General features: G+C 60.6%; 12 protein-coding genes. 3 read left to right on the top strand and 9 right to left on the bottom strand.

All coding sequences use genetic code 11. The annotated features are described in order from the left end of the window. Positions 1–80: 80 nt before the first annotated feature. Both NTD87_RS27330 and NTD87_RS27325 read left to right on the top strand, forming a co-directional pair. Positions 81–584 (top strand): peptidylprolyl isomerase, encoded by a 504-nt coding sequence (locus NTD87_RS27330; protein WP_262117281.1) that lies wholly within the window; start codon positions 81–83, stop codon positions 582–584. Continuing rightward, positions 581–1,330 (top strand): UDP-2,3-diacylglucosamine diphosphatase, encoded by a 750-nt coding sequence (locus tag NTD87_RS27325; protein WP_262117280.1) that lies wholly within the window; start codon positions 581–583, stop codon positions 1,328–1,330. Before NTD87_RS27330 ends, NTD87_RS27325 begins: the two co-directional genes overlap by 4 nt. A gap of 174 nt (positions 1,331–1,504) precedes the next feature. On the opposite strand, the gene NTD87_RS27320 is transcribed toward NTD87_RS27325, so the two are convergent. The 7 genes from NTD87_RS27320 to NTD87_RS27290 all read right to left on the bottom strand — a co-directional run bounded on the left by NTD87_RS27320 (position 1,505) and on the right by NTD87_RS27290 (position 12,621). Continuing rightward, on the bottom strand, positions 1,505–3,034 hold the full coding sequence (locus tag NTD87_RS27320; RefSeq protein WP_262117279.1) for a DHA2 family efflux MFS transporter permease subunit: 1,530 nt from the start codon (positions 3,032–3,034) through the stop codon (positions 1,505–1,507). 65 nt (positions 3,035–3,099) lie between these two features. After that, entirely contained in the window at positions 3,100–4,302 is a 1,203-nt protein-coding gene (locus NTD87_RS27315; RefSeq protein ID WP_262117278.1) for an efflux RND transporter periplasmic adaptor subunit, read from the bottom strand. 15 nt (positions 4,303–4,317) lie between these two features. Further along, positions 4,318–5,793, bottom strand: coding sequence for an efflux transporter outer membrane subunit (locus NTD87_RS27310; RefSeq protein ID WP_262117277.1), 1,476 nt, complete (start codon positions 5,791–5,793; stop codon positions 4,318–4,320). Beyond that, complete coding sequence (locus NTD87_RS27305; protein ID WP_262117276.1) at positions 5,790–6,263, bottom strand: MarR family winged helix-turn-helix transcriptional regulator; 474 nt, start codon at positions 6,261–6,263, stop codon at positions 5,790–5,792. Before NTD87_RS27305 ends, NTD87_RS27310 begins: the two co-directional genes overlap by 4 nt. Before the next feature lie 246 nt (positions 6,264–6,509). Continuing rightward, the gene (locus tag NTD87_RS27300) at positions 6,510–10,181 is read right to left on the bottom strand and encodes a translocation/assembly module TamB domain-containing protein (RefSeq protein WP_262117275.1); all 3,672 of its coding nucleotides are present in this window, start codon (positions 10,179–10,181) and stop codon (positions 6,510–6,512) included. After that, on the bottom strand, positions 10,178–11,905 hold the full coding sequence (locus NTD87_RS27295; RefSeq protein WP_262117274.1) for an autotransporter assembly complex protein TamA: 1,728 nt from the start codon (positions 11,903–11,905) through the stop codon (positions 10,178–10,180). Before NTD87_RS27295 ends, NTD87_RS27300 begins: the two co-directional genes overlap by 4 nt. Before the next feature lie 65 nt (positions 11,906–11,970). Next, positions 11,971–12,621, bottom strand: a complete 651-nt coding sequence (locus NTD87_RS27290) for a GNAT family N-acetyltransferase (RefSeq protein ID WP_262117273.1) — start codon at positions 12,619–12,621, stop codon at positions 11,971–11,973. A gap of 338 nt (positions 12,622–12,959) precedes the next feature. On the opposite strand from NTD87_RS27290, the gene xthA reads away from it, so the two are divergent. Continuing rightward, complete coding sequence (gene xthA / locus NTD87_RS27285) at positions 12,960–13,772, top strand: exodeoxyribonuclease III (protein WP_262117272.1); 813 nt, start codon at positions 12,960–12,962, stop codon at positions 13,770–13,772. A 62-nt stretch (positions 13,773–13,834) separates the two neighbouring features. On the opposite strand, the gene NTD87_RS27280 is transcribed toward xthA, so the two are convergent. Both NTD87_RS27280 and lolD read right to left on the bottom strand, forming a co-directional pair. Next, on the bottom strand, positions 13,835–15,079 hold the full coding sequence (locus NTD87_RS27280; protein WP_262117271.1) for a lipoprotein-releasing ABC transporter permease subunit: 1,245 nt from the start codon (positions 15,077–15,079) through the stop codon (positions 13,835–13,837). Positions 15,080–15,145: 66 nt separating this feature from the next. Further along, positions 15,146–15,829 carry a lipoprotein-releasing ABC transporter ATP-binding protein LolD gene (lolD, locus tag NTD87_RS27275; RefSeq protein WP_262117270.1) on the bottom strand — a complete coding sequence of 228 codons (684 nt, stop codon included), beginning with the start codon at positions 15,827–15,829 and terminating at the stop codon, positions 15,146–15,148. Between the last annotated feature and the right edge of the window lie 7 nt (positions 15,830–15,836).

Here is a 15,836-nt window from a genome sequence, read left to right as displayed (position 1 = left end):
GTTCGGCCTCGCACGCGTCACGCAGCGCCCCGAAAGCCACGAATTCCTTGAAAACGCTTCTCCTTGAAAGAGTAACGATCATGACTCAAGTCAAATTGACCACCAACCACGGCGAAATCGTCCTGGAACTGAACGCCGAGAAGGCCCCGATCACCGTGGCCAACTTCATCGAATACGTTAAAGCCGGCCACTACGAAAACACCGTTTTCCACCGTGTCATCGGCAACTTCATGATCCAGGGCGGCGGTTTCGAGCCAGGCATGAAGGAAAAGAAAGACAAGCGTCCAAGCATCCAGAACGAAGCCGACAACGGTCTTTCCAACGACAAATACACCGTCGCCATGGCCCGTACCATGGAGCCGCATTCGGCTTCCGCGCAGTTCTTCATCAACGTCGCGGACAACAGCTTCCTCAACCACAGCGGCAAGAACGCTCAGGGCTGGGGCTATGCCGTGTTCGGTAAAGTGACCGCCGGTACTGACGTTGTCGACAAGATCAAAGGTGTTTCGACCACCATGAAATCCGGTCACCAGGACGTACCCGCAGAAGACGTGATCATCGAGAAAGCCGAGATCATTGAGTGATATTGCTGATTTCAGATTTACATCTGGAAGAGGAGCGCCCGGACATCACCCGGGCGTTTCTGGATTTGCTCGCCACCCGCGCCCGCTCCGCGACCGCGCTGTATATTCTGGGCGACTTTTTCGAGGTGTGGGTCGGCGACGATGCCATGACCCCCTTCCAACGCTCCATCTGCCAGGCCCTGCGCGAACTTAGCGACAGCGGCACGGCGATCTTTCTGATGCACGGCAATCGCGACTTCCTGCTCGGCAAGGCCTTCTGCAAAGCAGCCGGCTGCACCCTGCTCAAAGACCCGAGTGTCGTGCAGCTCGCAGGTGAACCGGTGCTGTTGATGCACGGCGACAGCCTGTGTACCCGCGACGAAAGCTATATGCGGATGCGCCGCTACCTGCGCAACCCCATCACCTTGTTCGTGTTGCGCCATCTGCCACTGCGCACCCGCCATAAGCTGGCACGCAAGCTGCGCAGCGAAAGCCGCGCGCAAACCCGGATGAAAGCCAACGACATCGTCGATGTAACCCCCGAGGAAATCCCGCGGATCATGCAGCAGTACGGCGTGAAAACCCTGGTCCACGGCCACACCCACCGCCCTGCCATCCACAAATTGCAGATTGGCGAACAAGCCGCCAAGCGCATTGTGCTGGGGGATTGGGATCGTCAGGGCTGGGCGCTGCAGGTGGATGAGCAAGGGTTTGCGCTGGCGGCGTTTGATTTTGTGAACCCGCAGCTGGCGTTGCCAGGTAACTGATCCGGCCTGTAGCAGCTGTCGAGCCCGCGAGGCTGCGTTCGGCCGCGAAGCGGTCGTAAAACCCGTGATCGCGGTTCAACAGAACAACCGCATGCACCGGACTGCGACCGCTCCGCGGCCGAACGCAGCCTCGCGGGCTCGGCAGCTGCTACAGATCCTCATGCCGCCCCTCTATTAGTGACCGCTCGCCTCCGGCCCCGCCTTCGCCGCAAACGGCGGCTTGGCCAGCCACACCAGCAGAATCAACCCCATAAAACCCCAGCCCAGCAGCGTGAAATAATCCACGGTGGAGAGCATGTAGGCCTGGCTGGTCAGCACGTGATCGAGCTGGGCATACGCTGGATTGCTCGCGCCGCCCAAAGTATTCAAGGCATCGCGGGTCGCAGGGTCAAAGGTGCTGAGGCTTTCGCTCAGGTAAGCGTGATGCTGATCGGCGCGACGGATCCAGATCCAGGTGGTCAGCGACGCTGCGAAGCTGCCGCCCAAGGTCCGTAAGAACGTCGCCAGGCCCGCACCATCGGCGATCTGATGCGGCGGCAGGTCCGACATCAGAATGCTCAGGGTCGGCATGAAGAACAGCGCCACACCAATACCCATGAACAACTGCACCAGCGCCACGTGCTGGAAGTCCACCTCATTGGTGAAGCCGGCGCGCATGAAGCAGCTCAAGCCAATCGCCAGGAACGCCAGCCCGGCCAGCAACCGCAAGTCGAACTTGTGCGCGTACTTGCCGACAAACGGCGACATCAGCACCGGCAGAATACCGATCGGCGCCACCGCCAGTCCGGCCCAGGTCGCGGTGTAGCCCATCTGGGTTTGCAACCACTGCGGCAGAATCAGGTTGATGCCAAAGAACCCGGCGTAACCCAGGACCAACACGATGGTGCCGATGCGGAAGTTGCGATGGGCGAACAGCCGCAGGTTGACCACCGGGTGCTTGTCGGTCATTTCCCAGATCACGAACACGGCCAGCGCGATTGCCGAAATAGCCGCCCCAATGATGATGAAGTTTGATTCGAACCAGTCCAGGTCATTGCCCTTGTCGAGGATGATCTGCAGCGCGCCGACGCCAATGATCAAGGTGATCAGACCGACGTAATCCATGGGTTGGTAACTCGTCACCACCGGCCGCGTCTTGAGTTGCTGGCGCACGACCATTACCGCGAAAATCCCGATGGGCACGTTGATAAAGAAGATCCACGGCCAGCTGTAGCTGTCGGTAATCCAGCCGCCGAGGATGGGACCGGCAATCGGCGCCACCACCGTCACCATCGCCAGCAACGCCAGGGCCATGCCGCGCCTGGCCGGCGGATAGACCGCGATCAGCAGGGTCTGGGTCATCGGATACAAGGGACCTGCCACCAGGCCTTGAAGCACGCGAAAGCCGATCAGCTCAGGCATCGACGTCGAGATCCCGCAGAGGAACGACGCCAGCACAAACAGGATGGTCGCCCAGAGAAACAGCTTCACTTCACCGAAGCGTCGACTCAGCCAACCGGTCAACGGCAGCGCGATGGCGTTGCTCACGGCAAACGAAGTGATGACCCAGGTGCCCTGCTCCGAACTCACGCCCAGGTTGCCGGAAATCGTCGGCAAGGCCACGTTGGCGATGGTGGTGTCGAGCACCTGCATGAAGGTCGCCAGCGACAGGCCGATGGTGCTGAGCACCAGGCTGGGCGGCTTGAAAGACGCGTTATTGCTCATCGCGAATCCTTTTGGAGCTTGGCAGTCGCTGCGGCCGTTACGGCCGCAGCTGACGGATTGGCGAATCAGCGCTGAGCGGTTTTGCTCGCCACTGAACTGTTGTCGTGAATCAGACGGGTGATCATCGCATCGGCTTCGGCCAACTGACGGTCATAGATGTTGGTGCTGAACGAGGCCTTTTGCGGCGGCTGTTGCGCCAGTACCGGACCGCTCTGGTCGTGCAGGTTGACGTTGACCATCGTCGACAGGCCAACCCGCAACGGGTGCTCGGCCAACTGCTCGGCGTTGATGTGAATCCGCACCGGCACCCGCTGAACGATCTTGATCCAGTTACCGGTCGCGTTCTGCGCCGGCAACAAGGCAAATGCGCTACCGGTCCCGGCACCGAGGCTGTCGATGGTGCCGTTGTATTTCACTTCACCGCCGTAGAGATCGGCTTCGATGTCCACCGGCTGACCGATGCGCATGTCACGCAGCTGGGTTTCCTTGAAGTTGGCGTCGATCCACAGTTGATCCAGCGGGATCACCGCCATCAGTGCGGTCCCCGGCTGAACCCGTTGGCCAAGCTGCACGGTGCGCTTGGCGACGTAACCGGTGACCGGTGCAATCAGCGTGCTGCGGGCGTTGGTCAGGTAGGCCTGGCGCACTTGCGCGGCAGCAGCCTGCACATCCGGGTGCGACGAAACCACGGTGTCATCGACCAGTGCATTGGTGGTGTTGAGTTGCTGCTGGGCGTTGGCCAGGGCATTTTGCGCCGAGGTCAGGTCATCCCGAGCGTGGGACAGCTCTTCCTGGGAGATCGCCCCTCCAGCCGCCAGATTCTTGCGGCGATTGAAGTTGTCCTGAGCCTTCTGCACGGCGGCTTTTTGGGCGTTGACCTGAGCTTTCATACCGTCGACGTTGCTGTACAGGCCACGAACCTGACGCACGGTGCGGGCCAGATTGGCCTGGGCACTTTGCAGACCGACTTGTGCGTCGTTCGGGTCAAAGTTGACCAGCACCTGGCCTTCATGGACCAGATCGCCGTCATCGGCACCGATGCTGACCACCGTGCCAGTGACCAGCGGCGTGATTTCCACCACGTTGCCGTTGACGTAGGCATCGTCGGTGTTTTCGTTCCAGCGTCCGTAGAGTTCGTGCCAGCCCCAGACACCGAGGCCGCCAAGGATCACCAGAATCGCCAGCACCAGCAGCATGAATTTGCGTTTACCCGGATTGCCCGCGTCTTGGGTGCTTTCAGGGGTTGAGTTGTTTTCGGCAATGGCCATGACAAGTACCTTGAATTATTGATTCAGCGTGGCGGGCGCTGGGGATGGGTTGGCCGCGGCCAGGGTGTCGGCTTGAAACCCGCCGCCCAGTGCCTGCATCAGTTGAATCGACAGGTCGATCTGCTCGGCATTCAGGTTCGCCAGCTGACGCTGGGCCTGGAGCAATTGCTGCTCGATGCTGAGCACGTCCAGGTAGTTGCCGATGCCGGAGCCGTAACGCTGGACCACTGTGTTGTAAGAATCCTGGGCAATGTCGGTGGAGTGTTGCTGCGCACCGATCTGCCGCCCTATGTCACGCAGTTGGGAGATGGTGTCGCTGACATCCCCCAACGCTTTCACCAGAGTCTTGTTGTACTGCGCGACGGCGAGGTCGTAGTCGGCGTCCCGCGCATCGAGGTTGGCGCGCAAGCGACCGCCATCGAAGATCGGCAACGACACGGTTGGCACAATATTGAAGAAGCGGCTCGCCGAGCCAAACATCGCGTCACCCAACAACGACTCGGCACCGGCGGCAGCGCTCAGGTTGAGGTTCGGGTAGAACTTTGTTTTACCGGCGTCGATGTTTTTGCTCGCTGCCTCGACCCGCCAGCGCGCAGCGATCAGGTCCGGGCGACGACCGAGCAACTCGGCGGGCAATGTCGATGGCAACGCCACGGCACTGGCCTGAAGGACTTTTGGCCGGGCGATTTCATTGCCACGATCCGGACCTTTACCGAGCAGCACGGCCAGGGCGATTTTTGCGCTCTGGAGGTTTTTCTCGGCGTCGATCAGGGTCGCTTCGGAACTGGCTTCCAGGCTTTCGGTTTGCTGGTACTGGTATTGGCTGTCGATGCCGGAGCTCAGACGACGCTGGCTCAGATCGAGCATTTGCCGGGTGCGCTTGAGGTCGTCGTTAGCCAGGTCATAAACAATATGCGCCTGCCCGAGGTTGCTGTAAGCGCGGGCGACGTCGGCCGACAAGGTCAGCTGCGCGGCTTGCTGATCGACTTCAGCAGCACGGGCCTGGCCCAGCGCGGCTTCCCAGGTGGCACGCTGGCCGCCCCAGAGGTCGAAGGTGTAATTGAAGCTGACGCCGATAGTGCGCACCGTGGCGTAAGTGCCCCCCCTTCCGGTCGGGTCCTGGTCACGGGCCAGGCGCGAGCGGCTGACACTGGCGCTGGCGTCGAGGGTCGGCATCCGCGCGGCGTCGGCGGCATAAGCGGCGGCACTGGCCTGGTGGGCGCGGGCGTCGGCAATCTGCATGTCCGGGCTGTCGTGCAGGGCTTCGCGGATCAGACCGTCGAGCTGTGGGTCACCAAGGCTTTTCCACCAGTCGCTTTTCGGCCACGCCGCAGGCGACAAGGTGACACCGTTGAGGGACTGCCCGGCCTTGAGGGTTTTCGCATCAAGGCTCACGCCTTGGGTGTTCAGACCGCTGTAGCTGGCACACCCGGCCAGGCTCATGGCCAACAGCACCAGGCTCAGACCGGTACGCAAGGTTTTACTGCTCATTTGTCACCTACCCGCAGCAAGGTGATCGAGTCACCGGCTGCCAGCAAAATCTTCGTCAGTATCTGTTCCAGGGTTTTCAACTCTTCTGGCGTGATGGCACCTGCCAGTTCGTTCATGGCGTCAGCGCCGATGTGCGGCAGGAGATCAGCCAGCTTCTGGCCTTCCTCGGTCAGCACCAACTGCACCTGACGGCGGTCGCCTTCAGAGCGTTGACGGACGAGAAACCCCTTCTGTTCCAGACGATCGAGCATGCGGGTCATTGAGCCGCTGTCCAGGGACAGGTGCCGGCACAGTTCGGCCGGGGTATCGACACCGAACTGAGCCATGATGATCAGCACCTTGAACTGCGCGGCGGTGATGCCGTGGGGTTCCATGTGCGTGTCGATGATCCGGTCCTTGAGCAGCGCGGCGCGCCCCAGCAGCAGACCGAGATGGCAATTGTGGAAATCGTCCGGCGAGAAATGCTTCATCTGACCACCCGTTAGCTGCCTAGGCAGGGAATGTATGTCTAGATGTTACTGCCTAGGCAGCGAATGTCAACGTAATAGTTAGGTGGCTTTGTAATTGGGTGATAAATGGCGAGGGGAAGTTGCTTCGGATCGACGACCGCAGCGCGGCCATCGCGAGCAGGCTCGCTCCCACGGGTTCAGCGAAATCCCTGTGGGAGCGAGCCTGCTCGCGATTAGAGCGACTCGGTGTATTTGAAAGAAAGGGGATTAAAAATCCCGCTTGTAGAAGATATCCAGCGAGCTGGCGATGCCGCTGGCGGCTTCCAGGTAGACCATTTTGCTCAGTTTGTAGCGCAAGGCGATGGTGTTGGCCGGCTCGAACACGCCGACGCCGTAACGCAAACTGAGCTTCTCGGAAAGATTGCCGCTGGCCACCACGCTGGTGGTGGTGCCGCTGCCCTGGGTGTCGAGCTGGAAGTCCTGAATGCCCAAATCCTTGGCCAAACTGCCGGTCAGGTCGGAACTGCCCATCAAGCCCAGTCCCAACGCGGCTTGAGCAAGCATGTTGTTGTCTTCGCCATTGCTGGTCAGTGGGCGACCGAGCACCAGATAGGACAACGCCTGTTCCTGGCTCATCGCCGGCTCCGAGAAGATCTGCGTGGTGGGTTGCTCGGCGCTGCCGCTCAGGCGAATACCGGCGATCACGTCGTCGGTCTGGCGCACCGCTTCGATGTCCAGATACGGCTGATCGATAGGCCCGGCGAACAACAGCCGCGCACGCCGTACCGTCAGACGCTGGCCATAGGCGCGATAACGGCCATCGTTGAGCCAGAGCTCGCCACGGGTGTCCATGTTGTCGCCGATGTGCACCTGGCCTTGCAGGTTCGCAGTCAGACCGAAACCGGCAAAGCTGAGTTTGTCTTCGCCCACCACCACGTCGATATCCATCGCCATGGCCATCGGCGGTTTGCCCTCTTCAGTCTGGTGGCCGACGACCACCGTGTCATCGGAGACCTTGACCGTCGACGGCGGCAACTCACGCACGGTGATCTCGCCCGTGGGCACGTGCACCTGGCCGGCAATCGCCAGCTTGTCGTTGTTGATCGAGATTTTCAGGTCCGGTGCCACTTCCAGCACCGCGTACGGCTCCACCGTCACCGGCAGATGCGTGCCTTTAAGGCTCAGATCCACCACCAATGCCTGGCCCCAGGAAACATGCCCGCTCAAGCTGCCCTGCCCGGCCTTGCCGCTTTTCCAGCCGCCGTTGAGCTGCACGCTTTCACCGGCAATCTGCGCCTGAAGCTGCAACGCCTCGAAACGCGTCGGCAGTTGCGGCCCGGAGATTTCACCGTCACTGAGGGTCAGGTTGCCATTGACCTGCGGCGCCAGGAGCCCGCCCGACAAACTGCCGCTACCATTCAAGCGCCCGGTCAGCTTCTCGACCATCGGCACGAACGGTCGCGCCACCGACAGGTCCAGACCGCTCAAACGGAACGAGCCACTCAGGGGTTTGCTTTTGGGTAAAGGATTAATCTGCGCCTGAACCATCAGCTCACCCAACTTGCCGCCAACGAAGTCGAGCTGCGTGTCGATGCGTTTCGGGTTGAGGGCACTGGTCAGTTTCAGCGTCTGGTATGGGAAGTCCAGCCACTGATCCTTTTCCTTCATGCGCAGCGTGCCGCCGCTGGCATCAATCATGATCTGACCTTTCGGGCCGCTGGCCGGCAGGTCGAGTTGCACATCGGCGTTGAGCTTGCCCTGCCAGGCGAAGTCTTTGGGCAGCCATTGCGCGAGGCTGTCGATTGGGAACTGTTTGAGGTGGTAACGCAGTTTCGGCTCGGGCATCAGCCGCTGGTCTTCACCGCACAGGCTGGCCGGCCCGGACATCCAGCAATGGGCGCCAAAGGTCAGCTTGCCATCGGCCAGGCGTTCGATTTTTGCCGGATTTTGCAGCTTCCAGTCCTGACCGCCGGCCTGTATGTCGCCACTGGCCAAACGTCCACGCCAATTGCCTTTGTCCAGATTACCGTCCAGGCCCAGCGCCAGTTTCAGCAACGGGCCTTGCAGATCCAGTTGCAGCTTCTGGCTTTTGATATCACCCTGAGCGTTGGCAGTCAGCGTGCCCAATTGAGTGTCGCCGGCCTGAATGCCGCTGCCCTTGAGGTCGATCTTCGCCCGTTGCGCACCGTCGAGGTTGGCGTCGAGGTTCAGGCTTTGCAGGCGATTATCGTCGAACGCCAACTGCATGCCTTGCAGGCTGAGTTTACCTTGCGGTGCCTTGAGGTTGCCGGCGACGTCGACCCGACCGTTGAGCTGACCGCGCAACTGTGGCCAAAGCTGGCCGAGACGTGGTGCCTTGATGTCGATCTGGCCGGCGAGCTTCTGTTGCAGGCTGCCGCTGCCATCAATGCGGTTGTCGCCGAGACGGATGTGCAGTGCGCTCAGGTTCCAGCGCTCACCCGCGCCATCGGCCTTGGCTTGCAGGATTGCCGGCTGACCGCGCAGCTTGCCCTTGAGGTCAAGGTCGGCGTTGAGGTTCAGGTGTGAATGTTTCATTTCACCCTGGCTGCGCAACGGACCGGCCAGGGTTCCCGGTAACTCCGCCAGCCAGTACGCCGGGTTGATCGCCGACAGATCCAGCGCAGTGTCCCAGGCGATGCCATCGGCGAATTGCAGGTTCAAATGCCCTTCAGCCTTGCCCTGCCCGGCGACCAGTTTGAATTCCGGCAGGAAGATTTTTGTCAGGTCGCCGCTGAACGGGCTGCTCAGGCTGAACACTCCGGCCGGGCCATCCAGCGCCGCCTTGAAGTTGCCCAGATAGTTGCCGTCACGGTAGGACACTTCACCATTGAAACTGCGCAACGCCACCTGAGGTTCGCCGATCAGCGGGTAAAGCCGATGCCAGGGAAAATCCAGCCAATCGATTTTCACCTCGGCACTCAGGCCCTCGGACCAATCGAGTTGCCCGGTCAGTTTCAGGCTTTGCGTGTCGCTGGCGCTCAGATCAAGCCCGGCGATCTGCGCGCCCTTGGCGTCGACCTTGCCTTGCAACAGTAATGCGACCGGCCCCTGCTCGGCCGGTAACGTGGCCTTGCCGAGTAGCTGGTAACCGTTTTTCAGGTCGCCGTTGCCAGTCAGTTCCAACTGGTTGAGCTGCAAGGTGTCCGGCAGATCAGCACTGGCCTTGAAGCCATCGGCGGTAATCCGCAGTTTGGCCGGCAGGTTCTCCGCCAACGGTTGCAGCTCGCCCGTCAACTGACCTTGCAGATAGCCGCTGCTGTCGGCATTGAGGTTCAGGGTTTTCAGCAGCTCGCCGTCAATCTTCAGCGCCAGCGCCCAGGGTGTTTTACCCGGCGCCGGCAACGTCAGTTTGCCTTCGGCGCTGAGCGACCAGTTGCCGGTCGGTTGCAGCAGCCCGGACAGGTCCAGGCTGAGGTCATCGCGTTGCAGGTGAACGGAATCGATCTGCAAGCCCTTGGCAGTCCAGTGCGCGGCCAGTTGCAAGTCTTTGAGCTGCTCGCTGCCGTTGAGCAACAAGCTACCGATTTGCACCTCGCCCAACTGGATTGCCACCGGTAGCTTCAGCTCGGGCAGGCTGATCGGCCCGCTGCTGGTTTCGCTGCTCGGGGCAAATTGCAAAATCACCTGCTGAGCCTTCAATTGCTCGATGCACACCGTCATGCGTAGCAGACACAGTGGCGACCAGGCGAACACTGGCTTGCTCAGTTCAACCCGACTGCCCGCTTGCTGCCACAGCAGATGATCGGCACTCCACTGGCCGCCCAGGCGCCCCTGGAAATTCTCCACGGTCAAACCCGGCACCTGGTCCAAAGCCCAACGGCTGCCGGCTTGCGTACCGAGCAAAGTGCTCACTGTCAGTACCAGCAACACCACCAGCGAGAGCACCGCCAGCAGCGCTATTTTCAAACCACGCTTCACAGCTCAGGCCCCATGGAAAAGTGCAAACGAATACCGCCGGGATCATCCAGCGCATGGGCCAGGTCGAGGCGGATCGGCCCGACGGGCGAAACCCAACGCACGCCGATACCGACCCCGGTCTTGAGGCTCGGCAATTCCAGCGTGTTGAACGAGTTGCCCTGATCGACGAAGGTTGCGATCCGCCATTTTTCGGCGATGGAGTATTGATACTCGACGCTGCCAGCCACCATGTAACGCCCGCCCACCCGATCGCCGGCGGAGTTTTTCGGGGACAAGCTCTGATAGTCGTAACCGCGCACGCTCTGATCGCCACCGGCGAAGAAACGCAATGACGGCGGTACGGATTGATAGCCGTTGGTGGCACTGCCTCCGAACTGTGCACGACCGAGGAACCGATGGTTGTCCCACACCGTGGTGATGCCTTTGACCAATGCGGTGCCATACAGCACATTGGTGTCCGACCCCAACCCTTCCTTGGCCACCTTGCTCTCGAATTGCAGGCGATAGCCATTGTGCGGATCGATGCGGTTGTCGCTGCGCAGGTAGGAGTAACTGATGCCTGGCATCAGCAAGGTACTCAGGCCCGAATCGTCGCCAAGACGGTATTCCTCACGCTGCCATTTCAACGAAATCACCCGCTGCCAGCCGCTGGGCAACTTGCTGTGCCATTCAGGGCCGAGGGTCAGCAATTTGCTCAGGCTTTGGGTGTTGGCCAGTTCTTCATATTGATAACCACCGGCAAAGCGCAGTTTGTCGGTGAGCGGCGGATCCAGTGGCACGTCGTACCAGAGGCCGACGTTCTGCCGTGGTGCCGAGACTTCCGCTTCCCAGCCATAACTGTGACCTTCAGCGTTGACCCAGTGCCGGGTCCAGTTGGCCTTGGCCCGCGGCCCGACGTCAGTGGAAAAGCCCAGCCCCAGGCCCATGGTGCGCGGCTTGCGCGTGTCGAGTTTGACCGTCACCGGAATCACATCGTTGGCCGCAGCGGTCGGTGCCGCATCAACCCGCACCGCGTCGAAATAGCCGCTCGATTGCAACGCTTGATTGAGCTCGGCGATCTGTTCGGAGTCATACGGGGCACCGCTCTTGAACGGCACCATACGTTGCAGCAGGTCTTCGTCAAACGGTGTATCGCCGGTAAAACTGACCTTGCCCAAGGCATAACGCGGGCCGCTGTCGTAAATCAGTTCGATATCCGCGACACCGGCCCGGGGGTCGACCAATAACTTCTGGCTGGTAAAGCGCCCACTGAAAAAGCCAAAACGCGACGCCTGATTCTGGATCAGCCGCTTGGCGTCTTCATAATGGCCGTGATTAAGCACCGCCCCGGATTTAAGCAGGTCGCTCTTGGGCACACGAAAGGATTTGAGGGCGGCCGCCGGACCGTCGACACGAATGGTCACGTTGCGCAAACGCACCGGCTCGCCGGGGTCGATGTTCAACACCAACTGTGGCGACTTGCCGTTTTTGACTTCGCTTTCTATATGGGGCTGGTAATAACCCAAGGCCTGGGCGGCCTTGCGCGCCTGTTCTTCGGCACCACGACGAAAACGCAACAAGGCTTCTTCATCGCGATCGCCAAGGCCGCCGATATAGCCCTCTATATTGGCCTTCAGTTCATCGTTGGACGGTTTGATCCTGACGTCCAATTCACTTTGCGCCAGGGCCGCTACGCTGCTGAACAGCACGAGCACGCCGCTGGTAAATCTTCCTGGAAACTTCATAGGCGCGGATGCTATCACGAGCGTGGGAGCGTGATCGCGCGAACAATCTGAACAAAAGTTCGGCCTCAGCCCGTTGCGCTGTGCAGCACCTGCGGATTGGCATGAAAAAACACGTGTTCGAGAACAGGCCCTACAGCCACCTCGCCAATTTCCTCATACCCCTGACGCTTATAGAACTCCAGATAACGCGGATTTCCCGTGTCGAGTACCACGCCTTGGGAATGCTCATCGACAGCGCACCAGTTATGCACGGCCTCAAGCAACTGCTCGCCGAAATGCTTGCCTTGAAATTCCGGATGAATTCCCAGCAACGGCAACACATGCACCGAGTCCGATGGCATGCAGGCCGCCACCGCCGCGTGGTACTCCAGATAACGTCGGGTGCAACGCAATCCGGTGCTGAGCACCATCCGCAAGCGCCAGGCCCAGCTCTCGGTGATGCCCAGGCGACGTTGCGGCGGCGCGATCAGCGCAATGCCGATCAGCCGGTCATTGATCAGCAGGCCGATCGCCGGTAATTCCTGCACAAAATGCTGTTCGACCAGTTCGCGTACGGTGGCCCGGATCCGGTGTTCGTAGCCAGGGCGCTCGGCTTCGAACAGAAACTTGAACGTCGGCTCATGCCGATAGGCGTGGTACAGCAAGGAGCGTGCTTCGTGCGAATAGCCACTGTCGAGCCTATGAACGTCGGCAATCGTGTTAGAGGTTTCAGGCATGACGGCTTATCTCCCCCGTTGAAATGCGGTGCAGGACTGCTCCCGTAGCAGCTGCCGAGCCTGCGAGGCTGCGTTCGGCTCGGTCCGCGCTCGGGCGAAGCAGTCGTTGAATCAGGCAGCGCGTTTTTCCAGGTAAAACGTGGATTCAGGATTTGCGAGGACTTCGTCCTCGAACGCAGCCTCGCAGGCTCGGCAGCTGCTACAAGGCTTAGTACGAACCCGGCGCAGCGGTGATCGTTCCTACACTAAAGGACATTAGCAGTGCATCTGACCTACCGCCACGCTGGCTGACTTCGTACATGTCAGCTAGCATCGCAGTTTTGCCAGGACTGCCGACCATGAAGATCGTCTCGTTCAACATCAATGGCCTGCGCGCCCGCCCCCATCAGCTGGCGGCACTGATCGAGAAGCACCAGCCGGACGTCATCGGTTTGCAGGAAACCAAGGTGCATGACGACCAGTTCCCGCTCGCCGAGGTCCAGGCGCTGGGCTATCACGTGTATTACCACGGCCAAAAAGGCCATTACGGCGTCGCCCTGCTGTCGCGTCAGGAGCCGCTCGCGCTGCACAAAGGCTTTGCCAGCGATGAAGAAGACGCTCAGCGCCGCTTCATCTGGGGCACATTCGCCGATGCCAACGGCGTGCCGGTGACCATCATGAACGGCTATTTCCCACAAGGTGAAAACCGCGACCACCCGACCAAGTTCCCGGCCAAAGAGCGCTTCTACAACGACTTGCAGACGCTGCTTGAAACCGAGTTCAGCAATGACCAGCCGCTGGTGGTGATGGGTGACGTGAACATTTCCCCGGAAGACTGTGACATCGGCATCGGCCCGGACAACATGAAACGCTGGCTGAAAACCGGTAAATGCAGCTTCTTGCCGGAAGAACGCGAGTGGATGGCCCGCTTGAAGAACTGGGGGCTGGTGGACAGCTTCCGTCACCTGAACCCGGACGTGACGGATCGCTTCAGCTGGTTCGACTACCGCAGCCGTGGCTTTGAAGACGAACCCAAGCGCGGCCTGCGTATCGACTTGATCATGGCGTCCCAGGGGCTGTTGCCACGGGTCAAGGCGGCCGGTGTCGACTACGAACTGCGCGGCATGGAAAAACCATCGGATCATGCGCCGATCTGGCTAGAGCTGAGCTGAGATATGTAGATCCCAGTGCCGACGCGGGCAAACCCGCGTCTGCGCACAGGGCGCGTTGACGATTACGAATAGCGCAACGCGTTCGCCGGTTCGATCTTCGCCGCACGCCAGGCCGGGTATACGGTGGCCAGGAAGCTCAGAATGAAACCCGCCGAGCAGATCAGCAGCACATCACCACCCTGCAGTTCCGATGGCAAGTTGCTGACGAAATACACATCGGAACTGAAGATATGCTGCCCGGTCACGCGCTCCAGCCAGCCCACCAGCTCACTCACGTTCAACGCGGCAATCACCCCGAGGACACCGCCAATCAGCGTGCCGACGATGCCGATCACCGTGCCCTGAACCATGAAGATCGCCATGATCTGCCGAGGCGTGGCGCCGATGGTCCGCAGGATCGCGATGTCCGCGCCCTTGTCGTTCACCACCATGATCAAGGTGGCGATGATGTTGAACGCAGCCACCGCCACGATCATCAGCAGCAACAGGCCGATCATGGTTTTTTCCATTTTCATGGCGCTGAACAGGCTGCCCTGAGTGTGGGTCCAGTCATCGGCCTTGAAGTCGGCGCCGAGGCCGCCGGCGATGTCTGATGACACCTTGGGTGCGGCGTACAAGTCTTTCACCGCCAGACGCACGCTTTGCACCTGGTTCGGTTCCCAATGCTGCATTTGCGCGGCATCGGCGACGTGGATCAGCGCCATCGAGCCATCCAGCTCGGCACCGACCTTGAACACACCGACCACATTCAGCCGCTGCATGCGCGGCGTGATGCCACCCGGCGCCGTGCTGACTTCCGGCACGATCAGGGTGATCTTGTCGCCGACGTTCAAGCGGAAGCGCCGTGCAGTGATTTCACCGACCACCACCCCGAACTCACCCGGCTTCAGGTCCTCCAGACGCCCCTGCACGATGTGCTGGGCGACGATGGACACTTTGCCTTCCTGCGCCGGATCAACGCCGCTGATCTGAATCGGCTGCATCGAGCCCTTGTAGGACAGCATGCCTTCCATCTCGGTGAACGGCACCGCAGCCGTCACTTCAGGATTCTTCATGGCGGCTGCGGCCACGGGCTGCCAGTCGTCAATCGGCTTGACGCCAACGATGGTCGCGTGGGGCACCATACCGAGGATGCGCGAGCTCATTTCGCGCTGGAAGCCGTTCATCACCGACAACACCACGATCATCGCCAGCACGCCCAGGGCGAGGCCGATCATCGAGGTCATCGAGATGAAGGAAACAAAGCGATTGCGGCGCTTGGCGCGGGTATAGCGCGTGCCGATAAAGATCGATAACGGTCTGAACATTCGCTGGGGCACCGTATAAAAATAAAAGACCCGACACGCTTTTCAGTCGTGCCGGGTTTCGGCCAATCAGATGGGGGTCAGGTAACCTTCCTGCAGGTGCAGGACGCGATCCATCTGGCGAGCCAGGTTCATGTCGTGAGTCACCACCAGGAACGCTGTGCGCATCGAAGTGCTGAGTTCCAGCATCAAATCCTGAATGCCCTGGGCGGTGTGGGAGTCGAGGTTGCCGGTCGGCTCATCGAGCATCACCAGCCCCGGCTTGTTGACCAGGGCACGGGCGATGGCCACGCGCTGACGTTCGCCACCGGACAGTTCGGCCGGCTTGTGTTCCAGACGATGGCCCAACCCTACCCGCTCCAGCAATGCCGTGGCGCGCTGACGGGCTTCCGGGATCGCCGTGCGACCGATCAACAGCGGCATGCAGACGTTTTCCAGCGCGGTGAACTCGGGCAGCAAGTGGTGGAACTGGTAAACGAAGCCCAGCGAGCGGTTACGCAGCAGGCCACGCGCCTTTTCGTTGAGCGCCGACAGCTCCTCACCGGCCAGCCAGACGCTGCCTTTGGTCGGCGTATCGAGGCCGCCGAGCAGGTTGAGCAAGGTACTCTTGCCGGAACCGGAGGTGCCGACAATTGCCACGCGCTCACCCGGATGCAACTCCAGTTGCAAACCGGACAACACCACCACCGATTCCGGGCCTTCCTCGTAGGATTTACCCAGATCGCGGCAACTCAAGACTGCTTTAGTACTCATACCCAAA

This window comes from Pseudomonas sp. 6D_7.1_Bac1, assembly GCF_025465945.1.
In the GTDB taxonomy this organism is placed as follows: Bacteria; Pseudomonadota; Gammaproteobacteria; order Pseudomonadales; family Pseudomonadaceae; genus Aquipseudomonas.
The sequence above is the reverse complement of the archived record's forward strand: the minus strand, read 5'-3'. Positions and strand labels throughout refer to the sequence as shown.

Bases quoted from the DNA above. Each gene is read 5' to 3' on its own strand.
- NTD87_RS27330 (WP_262117281.1), top strand. From the start codon at position 81: ATGACTCAAGTCAAATTGACCACCAACCACGGCGAAATCGTCCTGGAA.
- NTD87_RS27320 (WP_262117279.1), bottom strand. From the start codon at position 3,034: ATGAGCAATAACGCGTCTTTCAAGCCGCCCAGCCTGGTGCTCAGCACC.
- NTD87_RS27315 (WP_262117278.1), bottom strand. From the start codon at position 4,302: ATGGCCATTGCCGAAAACAACTCAACCCCTGAAAGCACCCAAGACGCG.
- NTD87_RS27310 (WP_262117277.1), bottom strand. From the start codon at position 5,793: ATGAGCAGTAAAACCTTGCGTACCGGTCTGAGCCTGGTGCTGTTGGCC.
- NTD87_RS27305 (WP_262117276.1), bottom strand. From the start codon at position 6,263: ATGAAGCATTTCTCGCCGGACGATTTCCACAATTGCCATCTCGGTCTG.
- NTD87_RS27295 (WP_262117274.1), bottom strand. From the start codon at position 11,905: ATGAAGTTTCCAGGAAGATTTACCAGCGGCGTGCTCGTGCTGTTCAGC.
- NTD87_RS27290 (WP_262117273.1), bottom strand. From the start codon at position 12,621: ATGCCTGAAACCTCTAACACGATTGCCGACGTTCATAGGCTCGACAGT.
- xthA (WP_262117272.1), top strand. From the start codon at position 12,960: ATGAAGATCGTCTCGTTCAACATCAATGGCCTGCGCGCCCGCCCCCAT.
- NTD87_RS27280 (WP_262117271.1), bottom strand. From the start codon at position 15,079: ATGTTCAGACCGTTATCGATCTTTATCGGCACGCGCTATACCCGCGCC.
- lolD (WP_262117270.1), bottom strand. From the start codon at position 15,829: ATGAGTACTAAAGCAGTCTTGAGTTGCCGCGATCTGGGTAAATCCTAC.